Genomic DNA, 19461 nt, shown 5'->3' with positions numbered 1-19461 from the left:
GGATCCGGTGCGGGGCCCCTTCGCGTGCCGCGCGCTACTTGGCGACCTTCATGGCGTCGCGGATCGCCCGGGTCTTCTCCGCGGCCTGGTCCGGGGTGATGCCCTGGCCGCCGGTGTCACCGGTGGCGGTCAGGCTCATCTTGGTGAAGGTCACCCGGCCGTAGGTGGACTTGTCCGCCCACACGCAGACCGTCGAGCCGGTCTTGCCGGCGAGGACGCTCATGACGCCGCAGCTGAGCTTGCCCGCGGAGGCACGGCTGTCCTTCGCCGGGTAGTCGGCCATCGGCGTGGTCCAGGTCGCCGCGCCGCTCGAGGACTTCGACTCGGTGATGATCTGGTCCGGGTCGTTGATGTCCCCGTAGATGCCGACCACCGACAGCGAGTCCACGTTCTTGACGTCGGTGCCCTTGCTGTAGCTGGCAACCAGCGCGTGCAGGTCCTTGCCGACCTTCGCGACGTCGGGCTTGCTCATGTCGGCGGCCTCCTCCTTCGCCGACTTCTGGACGTAGCCGTCCAGCAGCGTCTGCGGGGCGCTGAGCTTGTACTGGCCGCCCGCGTCGCTGCCGCCGAGGAACTTCCACGCCGCGAAGCCGCCGCCGCCCAGCACCAGCGCGCCGATCACCAGGCCGACGACCAGGCCGCCCTTGCCCTTCGGCGGCGGGGCGACCGGGTAGCCCGGCTGGCCGTAGGGCGCCTGCGGCGGCACGCCGTACGGCTGCTGGGGCGCGCCGTAGGGCTGCTGCTGCGGATAGCCGTACTGGGGCTGGGGCGCGCCGTAGGGCTGCTGCGGCTGGCCGTACTGCGGCTGGCCCCCGTAGGGCTGCGGCTGTCCCTGCGGGTACTGCTGTCCCTGGCCGTACATCTGCGTCTGCGCTCCCCCGCCGCATCCGCGGCCTGTCGTGGTGTCCGGTCGTTCCGTACCCGTCCGTTCCGCCGGACGAGTGCCCGGGCACGGTACCGCACGGCACCCGGCCGGGGCCCGTCCGGGCGCGGCGGGTCCGCGGACCGAAAGCGGTTCGTGACCCTCCTCCCGGTTACGTAAACTGTGCGTCGTGACCGACACGACGAACCAGCGCCCCGTGAGCACCTCTGCCGGGGACGAAGCAGCAACCCTCCCGACGACCTACACCCCCGCGGACGTAGAGGGCGAGCTGTACGAGCGCTGGGTAGAGCGTGGGTACTTCACGGCGGACGCGAAGAGCGACAAGCCGCCGTTCACCATCGTCATCCCCCCGCCGAACGTCACCGGCAGCCTGCACCTGGGCCACGCCTTCGAGCACACGCTGATCGACGCCCTGGTCCGCCGCAAGCGCATGCAGGGCTACGAGGCCCTGTGGCAGCCCGGCATGGACCACGCCGGCATCGCCACCCAGAACGTGGTCGAGCGCGAGCTCGCCAAGGAGGGCAAGTCCCGCCACGACCTGGGCCGCGAGGCCTTCGTCGAGCGCGTCTGGAAGTGGAAGGCGGAGTCCGGCGGCCAGATCTCCGGCCAGATGCGTCGGCTCGGCGACGGCGTGGACTGGTCCCGCGAGCGCTTCACCATGGACGAGGGCCTGTCCCAGGCCGTCCAGACCATCTTCAAGAAGCTCTACGACGACGAGCTGATCTACCGCGCCGAGCGCATCATCAACTGGTGCCCGCGCTGCCTGACCGCCATCTCGGACATCGAGGTGGAGTACCAGGACGACGACGGCGAGCTGGTCTCGATCCGCTACGGCGAGGGCGAGAACTCCATCGTCGTCGCGACCACGCGCGCCGAGACGATGCTGGGCGACACCGCGGTCGCCGTCCACCCCGAGGACGAGCGCTACAAGCACATGGTCGGCACCGAGATCGAGCTGCCGCTGACCGGCCGCCGGATCCCGATCGTCGCCGACGCCCACGTCGACCCGGAGTTCGGCACCGGCGCCGTCAAGGTGACGCCCGCGCACGACCCGAACGACTTCGAGATCGGCCAGCGGCACAACCTGCCGAACATCGCCGTCATGGACGAGCACGCCGTCATCACCGTGCACGGCCCCTTCCTCGGCCTGGACCGCCTGGAGGCCCGCTCGGCGATCGTCGCCGCGCTGCGTGCCGAGGGCCGCATCGTCGCCGAGAAGCGCCCGTACGTCCACTCGGTGGGCCACTGCTCGCGCTGCAAGACCACCATCGAGCCGCGGCTGTCCATGCAGTGGTGGGTCAAGGTCGGCCCGCTCGCCCAGGCCGCCGGTGACGCGGTCCGCGACGGCAAGGTCAAGATCCACCCGCAGGAGATGGAGAAGCGGTACTTCGACTGGGTCGACAACCTGCACGACTGGTGCATCTCGCGCCAGCTGTGGTGGGGCCACCGCATCCCCGTCTGGTACGGCCCGAACGGCGAGATCGTCTGCGTCGGCCCCGACGAGCAGCCGCCGACCGGCGAGGGCTGGCACCAGGACACCGACGTCCTGGACACCTGGTTCTCCTCCGGCCTGTGGCCGTTCTCCACGCTCGGCTGGCCGGAGCAGACCGAGAGCCTCGCGAAGTTCTACCCGAACTCCGTCCTGGTCACCGGCTACGACATCCTGTTCTTCTGGGTCGCCCGGATGATGATGTTCGGCCTCTACGCGATGGACGGCACCCCGCCGTTCCACACCATCGCGCTGCACGGCATGGTCCGTGACCAGAACGGCAAGAAGATGTCGAAGTCCTTCGGCAACGTGGTCAACCCGCTGGACTGGATGGACAAGTACGGCTCCGACGCGCTGCGCTTCACGCTGGCGCGCGGTGCCAACCCGGGCGTCGACGTGCCGATCGGCGAGGACTGGGTCCAGGCGGCCCGCAACTTCGCCAACAAGATCTGGAACGCCACCCGCTTCGCCCTGATGAACGGCGCCACCGTCGAGGGCCCGCTGCCCGCGCCGGAGGAGCTGACCGCGACCGACCGCTGGATCCTGTCGCGCCTCAACAGCACCGTGGCCGAGGTGGACGGGCTGTACGAGGACTACCAGTTCTCCAAGCTCTCCGAGGCGCTGTACCACTTCGCCTGGGACGAGGTCTTCGACTGGTACGTCGAGCTCTCCAAGACCACCCTGGCCAAGGGCGGCCCGCAGGCCGACGCCGCGCGCCGGGTGCTCGGCGAGGTCCTGGACGTCACGCTGCGCCTGCTGCACCCGATCGTGCCGTTCGTCACCGAGACCCTCTGGACCACGCTGACCGGCGCCGAGTCGGTGGTCATCGCCGACTGGCCGCAGGACAGCGGGTACCGTGACGCCGAGGCCGAGGCCGAGATCGCCACGCTGCAGCAGGTCGTGACCGAGGTCCGCCGGTTCCGTTCGGACCAGGGCCTCAAGCCGGGCCAGCGCGTCCCGGCGCGGCTGGAGCTGGGCGGCACCGTGCTGGCCGCCCACGAGGACGCGATCCGCTCGCTGCTGCGGCTGACCGTCCCAGAGGAGGGCTTCACGGCCACCGCCTCGCTGCCGGTGGCCGGTGCCACCGTCTCGCTGGACCTCTCCGGCACCATCGACGTCGAGGCCGAGCGCAAGCGCCTGGCCAAGGACCTCGCGGCCGCCGAGAAGGAGAAGGCCCAGACCACCGCCAAGCTCGGCAACGAGGCGTTCCTCGCCAAGGCGCCGGACGAGGTGGTCGCCAAGATCCGAGGCCGCCAGGAGGCCGCCGAGGCCGACATCGCCCGGATCACCGCCCAGCTGGCGGCGCTGCCGCAGGGCTGAGCCCGGACCGGTCCCGAGGGGCCGCACACCGCGACACGCGGGGTGCGGCCCCTCGGGCTTTTTCCGGGGCCCGCTTCCGGAACGGCTTCCCGGTGCTTTCACTACACCAAATAGCCCAGGAACATTGCTCCCTTCCGGCGAATTATCATCCTGCGACCGGGTGAGGTCCTATTCCGAGCGAATTGATTCCGGTCTTGCCCGCGCGGGTTCGCGGAAGTTTGCAGGTCCGCTGTGTACCGTGTGCACGGAGTTTCCGAATGGGCGTTTCCGCTGAGCGTTCCAGCTGAGCGACGGACGGGAGGGCATGGCGTGGTGGTGACCGAGGAGTTGGTCGACGAACTGCCTGCCGAGGCGGTCGAGGAGGCCAAGGCCAGGGCGGCGACCCTGCTGCTCGCGTTCCGGCACGGGAACCAGCTCGCGTTCGACCACGAGCTGGACCTGCTGTTCGCCGAGCACGCCGAGCGAGAGGTGACCACCCTGCTCGCCTGGATCGCCGCCGAGGCCGTCCGCAAGGCGTACGCCCCCGAGGTCGGCGACCGGGTGCTGCGGGCGATGGCCCGGCGCGCCCCGGACGACACCGGCGGGGTCGAGGTGGACGAGGAGACCGCGAGCGCCGCCCAGCTGATCGAGGCGGTGGCGGCCGGCGAGGTGGCCGAGGTCCGGGGCCTGGTGGCGGCGACGCCCGACACCACCTTCCTGCTGGGCGGTCTGCTGCAGGGCGTCGCGATGATGCTGCCGCTGCTGCCGGAGGGCGAACTGGCCGAGATCACGGCCGAGTTGCGCCGTCGGCACGGCGGCGCCGCGCATGTGCCGGAGGCCCGGGCCGGGGTCTGAGCCCGGGCCTCCGGCAGGCCGGCCGCGCCGGTTACGGCATGGCGTGCAGGTGGGAGCCGATGGTGTTGGCGACCGGGTTGCCCGCCTTGGCGTCCCAGTTGGTCGACCAGGTCATCGCGCCGCCGATGCCCGGCCACGTGGTGTCCGGCTTGTAGCTGCCGCAGTTGGTGCCGGAGGCCAGGCAGTCCAGTGCGTTGTTGACGGTGCCCGCGGCGACGTACCCGCCGCCCGCGGCGCTGGTGGAGGCCGGTACCCCGAGGCCCACCTGGTCGGGCCGCAGCCCGCCCTTGAGCTGGATGCAGGCCAGCGCGGTGAGGAAGTTCTCGGTGCCCTGGGAGTAGACGTTCCCGTCGCAGCCGTTCATCGCACCGGAGTTGTAGTACTGCATGTTGACGATGGTGAGGATGTCCTTCACGTTCAGCGCCAGTTTGAAGTACTCCATGCCGGTCGACTGCATGTCGATCGTCTGCGGCGCCATGGTGAGGACGAATCCGCTCCCCGCCTTTGCTGCCAGGGCGTGCAGCGCCTGGCCCATGTAGGTGGAGCTGATGCCGTTCTCCAGGTCGATGTCGATCCCGTCGAAGCCGTAGTTCTGCATCAGCGCCCAGGCGGTGCCGGTGAAGTTCGCGGCGGAGGCGGAATCGCCCACCCAGACCGTGCCGTTCTGCCCGCCGACCGAGAGCACCACCCGTTTCCCGGCCGCCCGCTTGGCCGCGATGTCGGCCTTGAACTGGGCGTCGGTGTAGCCGCCGAGGCGGGAGGAGAGGGCGGGGTCGAGGGTGAAGCTCAGCCCGCCGCGGGTGGCGGTGGCGTCCGCGAAGGAGACCGCGATGATGTCGTAGGCGGCCGGGACGTCGCTGATCCGCTGGACGGTGGCGCCGTTGTCGAAGTTCTGCCAGTAGCCGGTGAGGATGTGCTTGGGCAGGCCCGGGGGCTTGGTCGGGGTCGCCGTCGTGGTCGCCGTCGCGGTCGGGGAGGAGCTGCCGGTCCCGGTGGCCGTCGGGCTGGGCGAGGCGGTGGTGGTGGCGGTCGCGGTCGGGCTCGGGGACGGCTGCGGTCCGCCGGGCCCGAGCAGCGAGACGTCGTCGGCGGCGAAGGCCGGCTGCCCGTACCAGCCGTGCAGGTAGACCGTGACGCTGGTGGTGTTCGGGCCGGTGGTGAAGCCGGTGCTCAGCTGGGACCAGGCGGTGCCGCCCGGGGTCCAGGTGCTCGGATCGGTGCCGCCGGTGCCGCGGGCGCCCAGGTAGACGTACGAGCCCTGCACCCAGGAGCTCAGGGTGTACGCGGAGGAGGGCTTCACCGCGACGGTCTGGGTGCACTCGCCGGTGTCGCTCCCGACGGGGGTGGACCGCAGGGCGTAGCCGCCGGAGTGGGTGGTGGTGCTCTGGACCGTGCCGCTCGAACAGGTCCAGCCGGTCAGGTTCCCGCTCTCGAAGCCGCCGTTGGCGATCAGGTCGGTGTCGGCGGCGTGGGCGCCGGTGCCGCCGGCCAGGACGAGTCCGCCCAGGCCGATGACCAGGGCGCTCGCTCCGGCGAGCAGTGAGTGGACGGCGCGCGGGCGCCGGTGTCGGGCAGGTGGCATGAGGCCGTCTCCAGTGGGGGAGGCCCGGCGGCGCCTCGTGGGGGAGGAGCGCCGTCCGGGGTGTCGATGGTGCGTGCGGGAGCTACCGACAACTCAAGTCCCTGTCGGGAAAGGAGACTTGCCTCACAAGGTGGAGTAGACCAATTCTGCTGTCAAGGGGGCCTTACGCGGCCAGCAGCTCGACCTCGGCCTCGGCGGACTCGGCGATCGCCGCGGTCAGGGCGGCGATCCGGGCCGAGGCCAGGCCGTCCCCGTACGGGCTCGGGGTGGCCGCCAGCCGGGCGAGCCGCTCGGGGGTGTCGGAGAGCCAGGCGCGGGCCAGGGTGCCCAGTTCCTCGCCGGGGCGCACCAGCGCGGCGAAGCCGGCCGCCATCGCCTCCGGGCGCTCGGTGGAGCGGCGCACCACCAGCAGCGGGCGGCCGAGTACGGTGCACTCCTCCTGCACGCCGCCGGAGTCGGAGACCAGCAGCGCCGCGTGGCTCGCCAGGCCCAGGAAGTCGCCGTAGCCGACCGGGCCGGTGACGGCCAGCCGCTCCAGCAGGCCGTCCAGGCCGAACCGCTCGACGGCGGCCCGGGTGCGCGGGTGCATCGGGAACAGCACCGGGGTGCCGGCCCGGGCGATCCGGTCCAGCTCGGCGAGCACCGCGCCGAGCGCCTCGGCGGTGTCGGTGTTCTCCGGGCGGTGCACGGTGGCCAGCACGTACGCGTCCGGGCGCAGCCCGTGCGCGGCGAGCAGCGCGGCGCGGGCGGGCGCGTCCGGCAGCTGACGGCGGACCACCTCGACGACGGTGTTGCCGGTGAGCTCGATCCGGTCCTCGGCCAGCGACTCGGCGCGCAGGTTGGCGACGTTCTCGCCGGTGGCGGCGCAGAGCAGGTCGGAGACGTGGTCGACCATCACCCGGTTGTGCTCCTCGGGCATCGCCCGGTCGAAGCTGCGCAGCCCGGCCTCGACGTGGACCAGCGGGATCTCCCGGGCGTTGGCGGCCAGCGCGCCGGCCAGGGTGGCGTTGGTGTCGCCCTGGACGACCACGGCGAGCGGGCGGTCCTCGGCGAAGGCGGCGTCCAGCTGGCCCAGCGACTGGGCGATCTGGCCGGCCCGGGGGCGGCCGCCGACACCGGTGAGCAGCTCGGGCTCGGGCAGGTCGAGGTCGCGCAGGAAGCGGCCGGACATCGCCTCGTCCCAGTGCTGGCCGGTGTGCACCAGCCGGGTGGCGTCGCCGAGCTCGTGGATCAGCGGGGCGAGCTTGACCAGCTCGGGGCGGGTGCCCAGGACGACGGCGACGCTGGACGGGGGCAGGTACGGGCTCATGCGGGACTCCGGAGGCGGTGGGGGAGGGGAGGCGAGGGGGCGGGGGCGCGGCGGGGCGCGGGGCTCACGACTCGAGCGCGGTGGGGGCGCCGAGGGAGACCTTCTCGGCGTTGCGGCGGGTCTTGGCCCAGCCGTTGCGGCCGAGCAGCATCCGGACGGCGGCCCGGGCGGCGACCACGAACAGGTGGTAGGCGTAGAGCCAGACCAGGACGCCCCAGAGCAGGCCGGTGAGCCGGCCGCGGCCGGGGTGGACGAGCCGGCGGTAGGCGAAGCCCCAGAACACCATCGGCAGGGTGGCGAGCACGAGGACGAGCAGCATCCATGGGCCGAACCGGAGCTGGAACTCGGCGGTCTCCTCCGGGAAGAGCACCAGCCCGGCGCCGGTGATCCCGAGCGAGAGCGGGAAGAGCAGCACCAGCAGCACGCAGACCACCGGCTGGAGGAAGGTGTACAGCACCTCGGCCTTGCCGGACAGGGTGTAGTGCGGGGAGCGCAGCACCCGGCCGGTGTAGCGCAGGCACTGCATGTTGCCCTGGGCCCAGCGGGTGCGCTGGGTGAGGAAGCGGCGCAGCGAGATCAGGCCCTCCTGGGAGACCTGGGCCTCGGTGACGTGGGTGAGCCGCCAGCCGGCCAGCCGCAGGTCGAGGCCGGACTCGTAGTCCTCCAGCAGGGCGCGCTCCGGCCAGGGACGGCCGGCCCGGCCCTCCTCGGCGGTCAGCGAGTCGAGGGCGGTGAGCCGGACGAACTGGCCGTTGCCGCCGAGGCCGACGCTGCCGGTGCGGCGGCGCAGCAGTTGCATGCCGGCGTTGTTCGCCTGGAACTCGACGTCCTGCATCCGCACCAGCGCGCGGGCCAGGGCGTTGGCGGCCCGGCCGCGGCCCGGCAGCGGGAGCTCGTCGTCGGCGTTGCGCATCCGGACGCCGATCTGGACGGCGCCGGTGTCGGGCCGGCCGAGCGCCTTGGCGTTGCAGACCTGGGCGAGGGTGCCCGGGTCGAGCTGCCCGTCGGCGTCGACCACGCCGATCACCACCCGGGAGCGGTCGGTGTCCTCGGGCAGCCAGGCGGAGATCTCCCGGTAGGCGGCGTTGAGGGCGGCGCCCTTGCCGATCCGGGCGTGCGGGCGGCGGCGCTGGACCAGGTGGACCCGCGGGTCGCGGGCCGCGGCGGCGAGCACCAGGTCGCGGGTGGCGTCCTCGCTGTCGTCGTCGATCACCCAGAGGTGGGCTTCGGGCGCGCTGGTCCGCAGGCCGTCCAGGGTCTGGGTGACCACGGCCTCCTCGTCGCGGCAGGGGATCACCAGGTGCCACTGGAGGGTGGCGGGGTCGCCGGGCTCGGCGGGCCGGTTGTGCCGGAAGGCGTGCCGGGAGCCCGCCCAGTACACGAGGAAGCGCCCGAAGACCAGGGCCATGTAGCCGACGAGGGCCAGCGAGATCAGTCCGGCGACCCAGACGACGGCGTCCTGGCGAAGCACGACCCATTCGTGCAGGGCGTCGGGCATGGCGCAATGCTCCTCATGATCAAAGGCTGAAAGCTCCCTGTCGGCTGCGAATCGATGCTTCATTGCGGTTCAGATCGCTAAATCAATAGTAAAGGGAGGAAACTAGATGATCATGGGAAAGAACGGGCAAAGTGGTCGTTCTCACCCCGTGAGGAGGAGCCGCCAGCGCTCCGTAGACTGTGGTCGTGAGCGACAAGGCCGACCCGAACCCGTACACCATCCGCCCCGCCGACGGCGGCACCGGCGACGCCCTGCGCGACGTCGAGACGGAGCTCTCCGAGCGCTGGCCGGAGAACAAGCTGGAGCCCTCGCTCGATCGGATCGAGGCGCTGATGGACATCCTGGGCCAGCCCCAGCGGTCCTTCCCCTCCATCCACATCACCGGCACCAACGGCAAGACCTCCACCGCCCGGATGATCGAGCAGCTGCTCAACGCCTTCGAGCTGCGCACCGGCCGCTACACCAGCCCGCACGTGGAGTCCGTCACCGAGCGGATCAGCCTGGACGGCGCCCCGATCACCCCCGAGCGCTTCGTCGAGGTCTACCGCGACATCGAGCCCTACGTGCGGATGGTCGACGCGGCGCAGCCGGTGCCGATGTCCTTCTTCGAGGTGCTGACCGGCATGGCCTACGCCGCCTTCGCCGACGCCCCGGTGGACGTCGCCGTGGTCGAGGTCGGCATGGGCGGCTCCTGGGACGCCACCAACGTCATCGACGCCGCCGTCGCGGTGATCACCCCGATCGGGCTGGACCACACCGACAAGCTCGGCGAGACCACCGGCGAGATCGCGGTCGAGAAGTCCGGGATCATCAAGACCGGCTCCGTCGCGGTCGTCGCCCAGCAGCAGCTGGACGCCGCCGAGACCATCCTGCGCCGCGCCGTCGAGATCGACGCCACGGTCGCCCGCGAGGGCATGGAGTTCGGCGTGATCCGCCGTGAACTCGCCGTCGGCGGCCAGCTGGTGACGCTGCGCGGCCTCGGCGGCGAGGAGTACGAGGACGTCTTCATCCCGCTGCACGGCGAGCACCAGGCGCACAACGCGGCCCTCGCGCTGGCCGCGGTCGAGGCCTTCTTCGGCGTCGGCGGCGCGCGCGGCGGCCAACTGGACGTGGAGAAGATCCGCCAGGCCTTCTCCGGCGTCTCCTCGCCGGGCCGCCTGGAGGTCGTCCGCCGCAGCCCCACGATCGTCCTGGACGCCGCCCACAACCCGCACGGCGCCCGCGCCACCGTGGCCGCCCTCACCGAGTCCTTCGGCTTCACCCGGCTCGTCGGCGTGATCGGCACCTCCGGGGACAAGGACGTGGCCGGCGTGCTGGAGGCCTTCGAGCCGATCCTGGCCGAGGTCGTCATCACCCAGAACTCCACCCACCGCGCGATGGACGTCGACGCGCTCGCCGCCCTGGCCGTCGAGGTCTTCGGCGAGGACCGCGTCCAGGTCGAGCCCCGGCTCGACGACGCCATCGCCGCCGCCGTCACCCTCGCCGAGGAGGAGGGCGACCTCGGCGGCGCCGGGGTGCTGGTCACCGGTTCGGTCATCACGGTGGGCGAGGCCCGCCTGCTGCTCGGGAGGAAGTGACATGAGGACGCTCTGCTCCTCGACGCTGATCGGCGAAGCGCTGCTGGTCCTCTTCGCCGCCCTGGTCGCGATGCGGCTCTCCGACGTGTCCGACGCGGAGATCTGGACCGTCAGCGGCATCGCGATGGCGCTGTGCGTCCTGCTCTGCGGCATGATCAACCGCCCCGGCGCGGTGCAGATCGGCTGGGCGCTGCAGATCGGCCTGATCGCCAGCGGCTTCATCCTGCCGACCATGTTCGGCCTCGGCGTGGTCTTCGCCGGCCTGTGGTGGTGCTCGGTGCACTACGGCCGCAAGGTGGACGAGTTCAAGGCCGCCCGGGCGGCCGCGGAGGCCGCCGCGGTACAGGCCTGAGGCCCGGACCGGCGGACCGACACGCCGTGTACGCCAGGTAATCTCTGCCGTGTCGGCACCCTTGTCGACCCGACTGTCTGCCGAACCGAATCCCCAGGAGACGCACCGTGTCCCAGCGCACTCTCGTCCTGCTCAAGCCCGACGCCGTCCGCCGCGGCCTGGCCGGCGAGATCATCAGCCGCATCGAGCGCAAGGCCGGCTGGCGGTTCGCCGCCATCGAGCTGCGCACCTTCGACCGGGCGACGCTGGAGCAGCACTATGCGGAGCACGTCGGCCGCCCGTTCTACGAGCCGCTGCTGGAGTTCATGACCTCCGGTCCGTCGATCGCGCTGATCGTCGAGGGCGAGGAGGTCGTCAAGGGCATCCGCATGCTGGCCGGCGCCACCAACCCGCTGGAGGCCGGGGCCGGCACCATCCGCGGCGACTACGCGACGATCACCCGCGAGAACCTGATCCACGCCTCCGACTCCCCGGAGTCCGCCGAGCGCGAGATCAAGATCTTCTTCCCCGCGCACGCCTGATTCGACGAGCGGGCCCGGGCGACACGCCCGGCGGGACGTTCGTACCGCCCCGGTCGGGACCATTGGCCCGGCCGGGGCATTCTTATCGTGAAATAGGGAACTGGCGACGCCGACACGGCGTCCCAATCCTCGGAGATGCGATCACGCCCCGGACAATGGACGGTATGCCCCACGTCGACGTCCGTGCCGCGCGGCGTGACTACGATGGACGCGACTTAGGGCCCGGTAAGGCAGCTCAGCTGGTCTCCGCCCAAGCGTGGGCGCACATTCGTCCACCCCCCATGAACTCCGAGCCCGGGAAGGCACCCACACCCCATGGCGAGCAACCTGTCGTTCATCGGCCGCGACTTGGCGATCGACCTCGGAACAGCCAACACGCTGGTGTACGTCAGGGGCAAGGGCATCGTCCTGAACGAGCCGTCCGTCGTCGCGGTGAACACCAACACCGGCGGGATCCTCGCCGTCGGCGCCGAGGCCAAGAAGATGATCGGCCGCACCCCGGGCAACATCGTCGCCATCCGCCCGCTCAAGGACGGCGTGATCGCCGACTTCGAGATCACCGAGCGGATGCTGCGGTACTTCATCCTCAAGATCCACCGGCGCCGCTACCTCGCCCGCCCGCGCGTCGTGGTCTGCGTGCCCTCCGGCATCACCGGCGTCGAGCGCCGCGCCGTCATCGAGGCCTCCTCGCAGGCCGGCGCGCGCCAGGTGCACATCATCGAGGAGCCGATGGCCGCCGCGATCGGCGCCGGCCTGCCCGTCCACGAGGCCACCGGCAACATGGTCGTCGACATCGGCGGCGGCACCACCGAGGTCGCCGTGATCTCGCTCGGCGGCATCGTCACCGCCCAGTCCATCCGGGTGGCCGGCGACGAACTGGACAACGCGATCGTCCAGCACATCAAGAAGGAGTACTCGCTGCTCCTCGGCGAGCGCAGCGCCGAGCAGATCAAGATGAGCATCGGCAGCGCCTTCGGCCTGGAGGGCGAGAAGGACGAGCACGCCGAGATCCGCGGCCGCGACCTGGTCAGCGGCCTGCCCAAGACCGTGGTCATCTCCGCCGCCGAAGTCCGCGAGGCCATCGACGAGCCGGTCAACGCGATCATCGACGCGGTCAAGACCACCCTCGACCAGTGCCCGCCCGAGCTGGCCGGCGACGTCATGGACCGGGGCATCGTGCTCACCGGCGGCGGCGCCCTGCTGCGCGGCCTGGACGAGCGGCTGCGCCGCGAGACCGGCATGCCGATCCACATCGCGGAGAACCCGCTGGACTCCGTCGCACTCGGTTCCGGCAAGTGCGTCGAGGAGTTCGAGGCGCTCCAGCAGGTACTCGACGCCTCGCCGCGTCGTTGACAGGTCGCCGCACCACCGGCACCACGCGTCACATCCGACACTCGACCGAACGGGCCGCCGCCCGGGCCCCACGGCCCGGGCCGGCGGCCAGGTACGAAGGGGCAGTACCAGCACCGTGAGGGACACCCGAGAGAGCCGGCTGCTGCTGATCCTGCTGGTGGCCGTCGCCTTCGCGCTGATCACCGTGGACATCAAGGGCGGCGAGGACTCCCCGCTCGACCCGGCCCGGAACGCCGCCGCCAGTGTCCTCGGACCGGTCGAGCGCGGCGCCGCCACCGTCGTCGACCCGGTCGCCGACACCGTCCGCGCCTTCCGGGACGCGGCCACCGACAGCGGCCGCACCGACCAGCTCGCCCGCGAGAACACCGAACTGCGCCAGAAGCTCGCCTCCTCCGACATGGCCGCCGGGCGCACCAGACAGCTGGACGACCTGCTGCGCACCGCCGGCGCCGGCGGCTACACCGTCAAGGCCGCCCAGGTCATCGCGATCGGCCCGGCCCAGGGCTTCTCCTGGACGATCACCCTCGACGCCGGCAGCGACGACGGCCTCACCCGCGACATGACGGTGATCAACGGTCAGGGCCTGGTCGGCCGGATCACCACCGTCGCCCCGACCACCGCCACCGTGCTGCTCGCCTCCGACCCCGGCTTCTCGGCCGGCACCCGGCTGGAGGGCACCGGCGAGATCGGCTTCGCCTCCGGCGGCGGCGACAGCCCGATGAAGGTCTCCCTGCTCAACGGCAAGGCCCAGGTCAAGGCCGGCGACCGGCTGGTCACCTTCGGCTCGCAGAGCGGCCGCCCGTTCGTGCCCGGCGTCCCGATCGGCAAGGTCGTCGAGGTCCAGGCCAACGCCGGCCAGCTGACCAAGACCGTCCTGGTCGAGCCCTTCGTCCAGTTCACCCGGCTCGACCTGGTCGGCGTGGTGGTCGTACCGCCGCGCGCCGACCCGCGCGACGCCGTCCTGCCGCCGGCGCCCGCCGCGGGCCAGCCGGCCGCCGCACCCGGCCCGGCCGCCGCGCCCGGGCAGGCCCCGGCCACCGCGCCCGCCGCCCCGCCCGCCAAGCCCACTGGGGGGAACTGAGCCATGCGCCTCGCCCGCATCCCCGTCTCCGCCGGCCTCGTCCTGTTCGGCCTGATCCTCCAGGTCAGCGTGTTCGGCCGGCTCCAGCTCCCGGGAGCCACCCCGGACATACTGCTGCTCGTCGTGGTCGGCCTGGCCATGGTCTACGGACCCACCGGCGGCTGCCTGGTCGGCTTCGCGGGGGGCCTGCTGGCCGACCTCGCGCCGCCCTCCGACCACGCGATCGGCCGCTACGCACTGGTGCTCTGCCTGATGGGCTACGCCGCCGGGCTGCTGCGCCCGGACCACGGCCGCCAGCGCTCCGTCGGCGGCTCACTGGTGGTCGTCGGCGCCGCCGCGATCGCCTCCACCCTGCTCTACGCGATGGTCGGCGCCCTGGTCGGCGACACCGCGGCCCGGCACGTCGGCCTCGGCGGACTGGTCATCAGCGCCCTGCTCTACGACCTGCTGCTGGCGCCCTTCGTGGTGCCGCTGGTGATGTACCTCGGCCGCCGCTTCGGGCGCGACCCGGTGGCCGCCGCGGACGACGACGAGAGCGGTTCCGGCCTGGGCACACTGGCCCGCTACCGCACCACCCGCGAGGCCTCCACCGGCCCGTCGTACAAGAAGCGGCGCGTGCCCCGCTTCGCCCGCCGCCCGTAGCCGGCCGGCCCCGACCACCCGACCTCCCCGCATCCTGGAGCGCACGAGACGTGAGCAACATCCCCGAGACCGGCCGCACCCGACGGGTGACGATCCGTCTGGTGGTGCTGCAGATCCTGGTGCTGTCGCTGCTCGCCACCCTCGGCGGACGGCTGTGGTACCTGCAGATCCGCAACGCCGAGGAGTACACCGCGAAGGCGACCGGCAACCACATCCGCGAGGTGGTCGAACCGGCCGTCCGCGGCGAGATCCTGGACGCCTCCGGACGGGTGCTGGCCGGCAACGAGACCCGGCTGGTGGTCTCGGTCAGCCGCACCTCGCTGCTCCAGCAGAAGGACGGCGGCAAGGCGGTGCTCGCCCGGCTGGCCGAGGTGCTGGGGATGCCCGCCAAGGACGTGCAGGAGAAGGTCCGGCTCTGCGACGCCAAGACCCCGCAGCCCTGCTGGAACGGTTCGCCCTACCAGCCGATCCCGGTCACCAAGGAGGCGACCACCCAGCAGGCGATGCAGATAATGGAGCGCCGCGAGGACTTCCCCGGGATCACCGCGCAGCCCACCGCCGTGCGCCGCTACACCGGCGCCGAGGGCGCCAACATGGCCCAGGTGCTCGGCTACCTCTCGCCGGTCACCGACGAGGAGGTCAGCAAGACCGCCGGCAAGAGCGGCCTGGACCGCTACCTGCCGGCCGACCAGATCGGGCGGGCCGGCCTGGAGTCGGTGTACGACCGCGACCTGCGCGGCACCGCGGGCATCACCAAGCTGGAGGTGGACAACCTCGGGCGGGTGATCGGCAACGCCGGCACCGTCGCCCCGCAGACCGGTGACAACCTGGTCACCAGCATCGACGCCCGGGTGCAGAAGGTGGTCGAGGACAACCTGGCGCAGGCCATGGCCGACGCCCGGAAGACCTTCGACAAGGTCACCAACCGCAACTACGAGGCCGACTCCGGCGCCGCCGTGGTGATGGACGTGCACACCGGGCGGATCGTCGCGATGGCGAGCGCCCCGACCTACGACCCCAACCTCTGGGTGGGCGGCATCAGCGGCAAGGACTACCAGTCGCTGACCAGCAAGGAGTCCAACTTCCCGCTGCTGAACCGGGCCATACAGGGTCAGTCCGCCCCCGGCTCGACCTTCAAGGTCATCTCCACCACCGCCGCGGTGCAGGCCGGCTACCCGCTCGACGGCACCTACCCCTGCCCGAAGAGCCTGGTCATCGGCGGCCGCGAGTTCAAGAACTTCGAGAGCGAGAGCTTCGGCTCCATCACGCTGGAGAAGGCGCTCGAGGTCTCCTGCGACACCGTCTTCTACGGTCTGGCGAACGACCAGTGGCTGAAGGACGGCGGCATCAAGCCGAAGAAGGAGCCGGCCGACTGGTTCTTCAAGACCGCCCACGAGTTCGGCCTCGGCGCCAAGACCGGCATCGACCTGCCCTCCGAGGTCCCCGGCCGGGTGCCGGACCGGCAGTGGAAGCAGTCCTTCTACGACAACAACAAGGACGCCTGGTGCGCCCAGGGGCAGAAGGGCGGCAACAGCTACTCCGACCAGATCGCCCGGGAGAACTGCGTCGACGGCTACCAGATGCGCGCCGGTGACGCCGTCAACTTCGCGATCGGCCAGGGCGACACCCTCGTCACCCCGGTCCAGATGGCCCGGATCTACTCGGCGCTGGCCAACGGCGGCACCTTCTACCGGCCGACCATCGCCAAGGCGGTGATAAGCCCCAGCGGGAACCTCGTCCGCGAGATCGCCCCGCAGGCGGACGCCAAGTTCCCCGGTGACGAGAAGCTGCTCAGCTACATCAACCAGGCCACCGAGGGCGTCGTCAAGAGCGGCACCGCCGCCTGGAAGTTCGCGCAGGCCGGCTGGCCGCAGGACAAGATCGCGCTGCACGCCAAGACCGGCACCGCCGAGGTCGAGGGCAAGCAGACCACCTCCTGGCTGACCACGTACAGCAAGGACTACGCGGTCGTCATGACGATAAGCCAGGGCGGCACCGGCTCCGGCGGCTCCGGCGACGCCGTCCGCCGGATCTACCAGGCCCTGTACGGCGTGGACGACAAGGGCGTCATCGACAACGCCAAGGCGCTGCTGCCCGTGCCGCAGGCCGAACTGCCGAAGTTCAACCCGGACGGCACCGCGATCATCAAGCCGGTCTCGTTCGGCGCCGACGCGGCTCCGGGTGCCCAGGCCCCGGCCGTCGCGGCGGCTCCGGCGACGCTCGACCCGGCCACCGCGCGGCCGACCCCCGCGACGGCCTTCCTGGACCAGGCGCCGCCGGCCGACCGTCCGGCGGCGTACACCGCGGCGAACGCCGCGCTCGAACCCACGCGCGGACCGGGAAGGGGACGGGCATGACCTCCTACGGCTCGTACCGGCAGCTGCGGCTGGCCCCGCAGCGCAACGGGGTCTCCAAGGCCCTGGCCAAGGACTCCCCGCTCTGGCGGCTGGACTGGATACTGCTGCTGGCCGCGCTGGCCCTCTCGGCCGGCAGCTCGCTGCTGGTCTGGTCGGCCACCCGCGGGCGCGACTCGCTGACCCACGGGGACCCGCAGTACTTCCTGTACCGGCACCTGACCAACTTCGTGGTCGGACTGGTGCTGTGCTCCGTGGTGATAGCGATAGGGAGCCGGCGCTTCCGCACCATCGTGCCGTTCCTGTACGTCGGCGTGATCGTGCTGCTGCTGGCGACGCTCAGCCCGCTGGGCTCGACCATCAACGGCGCGCACTCCTGGATCCAGCTCGGCGGCGGCTTCTCGATCCAGCCCGCCGAGTTCGCGAAACTGGCGATCGTGCTGGCGATGGCGGTCGTCCTGGCGGACCAGGTGGACGCGGGGGAGCGGGAGTTCCCCTCGCACCGGGCGGTGTTCCGCGGGCTGATCTGGGCCGGGCTGCCGATGGCCATCGTGATGCTGATGCCGGACGCCGGCTCGGTGATGGTGATGGCCGCGATCGTGCTGGGCATCCTGCTCGGCTCCGGCGCGGCGAACCGCTGGGTGCTCGGCCTGCTGATGGCCGGCACCGCCGGATGCGTGGCGATATGGAAGTTCGGGCTGCTGAGCCAGTACCAGATCGACCGCTTCGCCGCCTTCGCCAACCCCCAGCTGGACCCGAACGGCGTCGGCTACAACACCGCTCAGGCCCGGATCGCGATCGGCTCGGGCGGACCGACCGGCAAGGGACTGTTCCACGGCACCCAGACCGTCGGGCAGTTCGTGCCGGAGCAGCAGACCGACTTCGTGTTCACCGTGGCCGGCGAGGAGCTGGGCTTCATCGGGGCGATGGCGATCATCGTGCTGGTCGGCGTGATCCTCTGGCGGGCCTGCCGGATCGCCCGGCAGGCGACCGACCTGTACGGGACGATCGTGGCGGCCGGGATCATCGCCTGGCTGGCCTTCCAGGCCTTCGAGAACATAGGGATGTGCCTGGGCATCATGCCGGTCGCGGGCATCCCGCTGCCGTTCGTCTCGTACGGCGGCTCCTCGATGTTCGCCAACTGGATGGCCGTCGGGCTGCTCCAGGCGGTGCGGAGCCAGCGTCCGATAGCGGCCTGACACGCGCTTCACGGCGGGGCCGGTCCGGGACTTCCCGGGCCGGCCCCGCTCCGTCGTCCGGGGCCGCCTGCGGCCTGCCGCGGCCGTCCGCGGCCTGCCGGGCCTGCCACGAGCGGCCGGGGCTGCTCCTGGACGAGGCAGTCGGCGGTGGTCAGGATGGCGCGGGTCTGGTGGGCGAGCTGCTCCTGGACCGGCACCCAGCGGGCGCCGAAGCGGTGGCGCAGCCGGTCCAGGCTGTCGGCGACGACGGCGCGGGCGCGGTCCCGGGCGGCCTCGGCGGCGGGGCCGCGGGCGTCCGCGAGCAGCCGCAGCAGGACCGACGCCACCCGCAGCGGCACGCGGGCCGCGACCAGCCCGGCGGTGGTCACCCGGGAGACGGTGAGCGGCTCGGCGCCCCAGCGCTCCAGCCACTCCTCGGCCACCCGCGGGGCGACCGCCAGGCTGAACCCGGCGGTGCGCAGCAGCGCCCCGGCCGCCTCGTGGCCGTCCGCGGGGACGCCCGGCAGCAGGGCGGTGAGCTCCGCGGCCCGCTCGGTGAGGTCACGGGCGGCCGCCGCGAGGGCCCGCGCCCCGGCGGGGTGGAGCCGGGCGTCGCCGACCGCGTCGACGGCCCACATCGGGACCTCCAGCACCGCGGTGACCGCGCCGTACCGGGCCGCGTAGGACCAGGTGGACAGCTCGGGCTCGTCCGGCAGGGCCCGAGAGCCCCCGGTGCCCGGGGCCGGCATCAGGTAGGTGCCGGGGTCCGGACTGGCCCAGCCGATCGCGTCGAAGGAGTCCACGTCCAGCGGGACGCCGGCCCGCTCCGCGGAGCGGGCGAAGCGCCCGGCCAGGCCCCGGACCGGGCCGGTGAGCTGGACGAACGCGCCGCCGAAGTCCACCCCGTGCAGCGAGCACTGGAGGAACGGGCGCAGCTCGTCGATCAGCCCGGTCAGCGCCAGGCTCTCCGGCATCGCCGGGCGGCCGGAGCCGGGGGCGGGCAGCAGTTCGGGCTGCTCCTCGAAGGAGGGGCGGAAGAAGTGCTCGTAGTGGCGCCGCATGGTGAGCGGGCCGTCCAGCCAGCCGGCGTTGAGCGCGGCGCCGTCCGGGTCGAGGCAGAGCAGCAGGTGCCAGGAGAGCCCGGGGCGGGCGGGGCGGTCCAGCAGCACCTCGGCGAGCCGCACCGTCCCGGCGGTGCCGATCGGCTCGTTGGGGTGCGGGCCGCCGACCACCAGCACCGCGCGCGGCCCGCGGTCGACGGAGAGCAGCATCAGCGGGCGCCCGGCCCGGGAGCGGCCCACCTCGCGCAGCCGGCAGCGGTCCGGGTGCCGCAGCGCGAGCCGCCGCGCGGCGGACTCGGCCTGGGCCGGAGTGGGGTAGCGGGCCGGCCGGGCGTCGAGGGGCCGGAGGGGGCGGATCCGCCGACCGGTGTCGGTCATGGTTCTCCTTGCGCCGGTCGTACGGCCGCCGGGGCGCGGGCGTACGGGT

15 protein-coding genes are annotated in these 19461 nt (G+C 72.2%); 10 read left to right on the top strand and 5 right to left on the bottom strand.

Translation table 11 applies throughout. The features are described 5' to 3' along the window. Positions 1–34: 34 nt before the first annotated feature. The gene (locus ACZ5GH_RS12275) at positions 35–862 is read right to left on the bottom strand and encodes a flagellar basal body-associated FliL family protein (protein WP_387748190.1); all 828 of its coding nucleotides are present in this window, start codon (positions 860–862) and stop codon (positions 35–37) included. Between the two features lie 190 nt (positions 863–1052). On the opposite strand from ACZ5GH_RS12275, the gene ACZ5GH_RS12270 reads away from it, so the two are divergent. Both ACZ5GH_RS12270 and ACZ5GH_RS12265 read left to right on the top strand, forming a co-directional pair. Beyond that, positions 1053–3692: a valine--tRNA ligase gene (locus ACZ5GH_RS12270; protein WP_387748192.1), complete on the top strand. Its 2640-nt coding sequence runs from the start codon at positions 1053–1055 to the stop codon at positions 3690–3692. A gap of 309 nt (positions 3693–4001) precedes the next feature. Beyond that, entirely contained in the window at positions 4002–4526 is a 525-nt protein-coding gene (locus ACZ5GH_RS12265; protein WP_387748194.1) for a hypothetical protein, read from the top strand. Positions 4527–4557: 31 nt separating this feature from the next. Here ACZ5GH_RS12265 and ACZ5GH_RS12260 read toward each other — a convergent pair whose 3' ends face one another. The 3 genes from ACZ5GH_RS12260 to ACZ5GH_RS12250 all read right to left on the bottom strand — a co-directional run bounded on the left by ACZ5GH_RS12260 (position 4558) and on the right by ACZ5GH_RS12250 (position 8915). Then, positions 4558–6108, bottom strand: coding sequence for a chitinase (locus tag ACZ5GH_RS12260; RefSeq protein ID WP_387748196.1), 1551 nt, complete (start codon positions 6106–6108; stop codon positions 4558–4560). A 163-nt stretch (positions 6109–6271) separates the two neighbouring features. Continuing rightward, positions 6272–7417 carry a non-hydrolyzing UDP-N-acetylglucosamine 2-epimerase gene (gene wecB / locus ACZ5GH_RS12255; RefSeq protein WP_387748198.1) on the bottom strand — a complete coding sequence of 382 codons (1146 nt, stop codon included), beginning with the start codon at positions 7415–7417 and terminating at the stop codon, positions 6272–6274. A 64-nt stretch (positions 7418–7481) separates the two neighbouring features. Next, a complete protein-coding gene (locus ACZ5GH_RS12250) occupies positions 7482–8915 on the bottom strand; it encodes a glycosyltransferase family 2 protein (RefSeq protein ID WP_387748200.1) in 1434 nt (477 codons plus the stop codon). A 185-nt stretch (positions 8916–9100) separates the two neighbouring features. Between ACZ5GH_RS12250 and folC the strand changes: the two genes are divergently transcribed. The 8 genes from folC (at position 9101) to rodA (ending at position 17994) form a co-directional block, all read left to right on the top strand. Further along, a complete protein-coding gene (folC, locus tag ACZ5GH_RS12245; RefSeq protein WP_464334257.1) occupies positions 9101–10492 on the top strand; it encodes a bifunctional tetrahydrofolate synthase/dihydrofolate synthase in 1392 nt (463 codons plus the stop codon). 1 nt (position 10493) lies between these two features. Beyond that, a complete protein-coding gene (locus ACZ5GH_RS12240) occupies positions 10494–10844 on the top strand; it encodes a DUF4233 domain-containing protein (protein WP_387748204.1) in 351 nt (116 codons plus the stop codon). Between the two features lie 107 nt (positions 10845–10951). Then, complete coding sequence (gene ndk / locus ACZ5GH_RS12235) at positions 10952–11365, top strand: nucleoside-diphosphate kinase (RefSeq protein ID WP_224277488.1); 414 nt, start codon at positions 10952–10954, stop codon at positions 11363–11365. A 327-nt stretch (positions 11366–11692) separates the two neighbouring features. After that, a complete protein-coding gene (locus ACZ5GH_RS12230; RefSeq protein WP_049648984.1) occupies positions 11693–12718 on the top strand; it encodes a rod shape-determining protein in 1026 nt (341 codons plus the stop codon). A 115-nt stretch (positions 12719–12833) separates the two neighbouring features. Continuing rightward, positions 12834–13799 carry a rod shape-determining protein MreC gene (gene mreC / locus ACZ5GH_RS12225; protein ID WP_464334256.1) on the top strand — a complete coding sequence of 322 codons (966 nt, stop codon included), beginning with the start codon at positions 12834–12836 and terminating at the stop codon, positions 13797–13799. A 3-nt stretch (positions 13800–13802) separates the two neighbouring features. Further along, on the top strand, positions 13803–14441 hold the full coding sequence (gene mreD / locus ACZ5GH_RS12220; protein ID WP_464334255.1) for a rod shape-determining protein MreD: 639 nt from the start codon (positions 13803–13805) through the stop codon (positions 14439–14441). Between the two features lie 50 nt (positions 14442–14491). Next, positions 14492–16798 carry a penicillin-binding protein 2 gene (gene mrdA / locus ACZ5GH_RS12215; protein WP_464334254.1) on the top strand — a complete coding sequence of 769 codons (2307 nt, stop codon included), beginning with the start codon at positions 14492–14494 and terminating at the stop codon, positions 16796–16798. After that, positions 16795–17994 carry a rod shape-determining protein RodA gene (rodA, locus tag ACZ5GH_RS12210; RefSeq protein WP_387748212.1) on the top strand — a complete coding sequence of 400 codons (1200 nt, stop codon included), beginning with the start codon at positions 16795–16797 and terminating at the stop codon, positions 17992–17994. Before mrdA ends, rodA begins: the two co-directional genes overlap by 4 nt. A gap of 8 nt (positions 17995–18002) precedes the next feature. On the opposite strand, the gene ACZ5GH_RS12205 is transcribed toward rodA, so the two are convergent. Continuing rightward, positions 18003–19412: a M14 family zinc carboxypeptidase gene (locus tag ACZ5GH_RS12205; RefSeq protein WP_464334253.1), complete on the bottom strand. Its 1410-nt coding sequence runs from the start codon at positions 19410–19412 to the stop codon at positions 18003–18005. Positions 19413–19461: the final 49 nt, after the last annotated feature.

The organism is Kitasatospora sp. Xyl93 (genome assembly GCF_055383135.1).
Note: the sequence above shows the minus strand (reverse complement) of the source record. Positions and strands in the feature narration are given on the sequence as shown.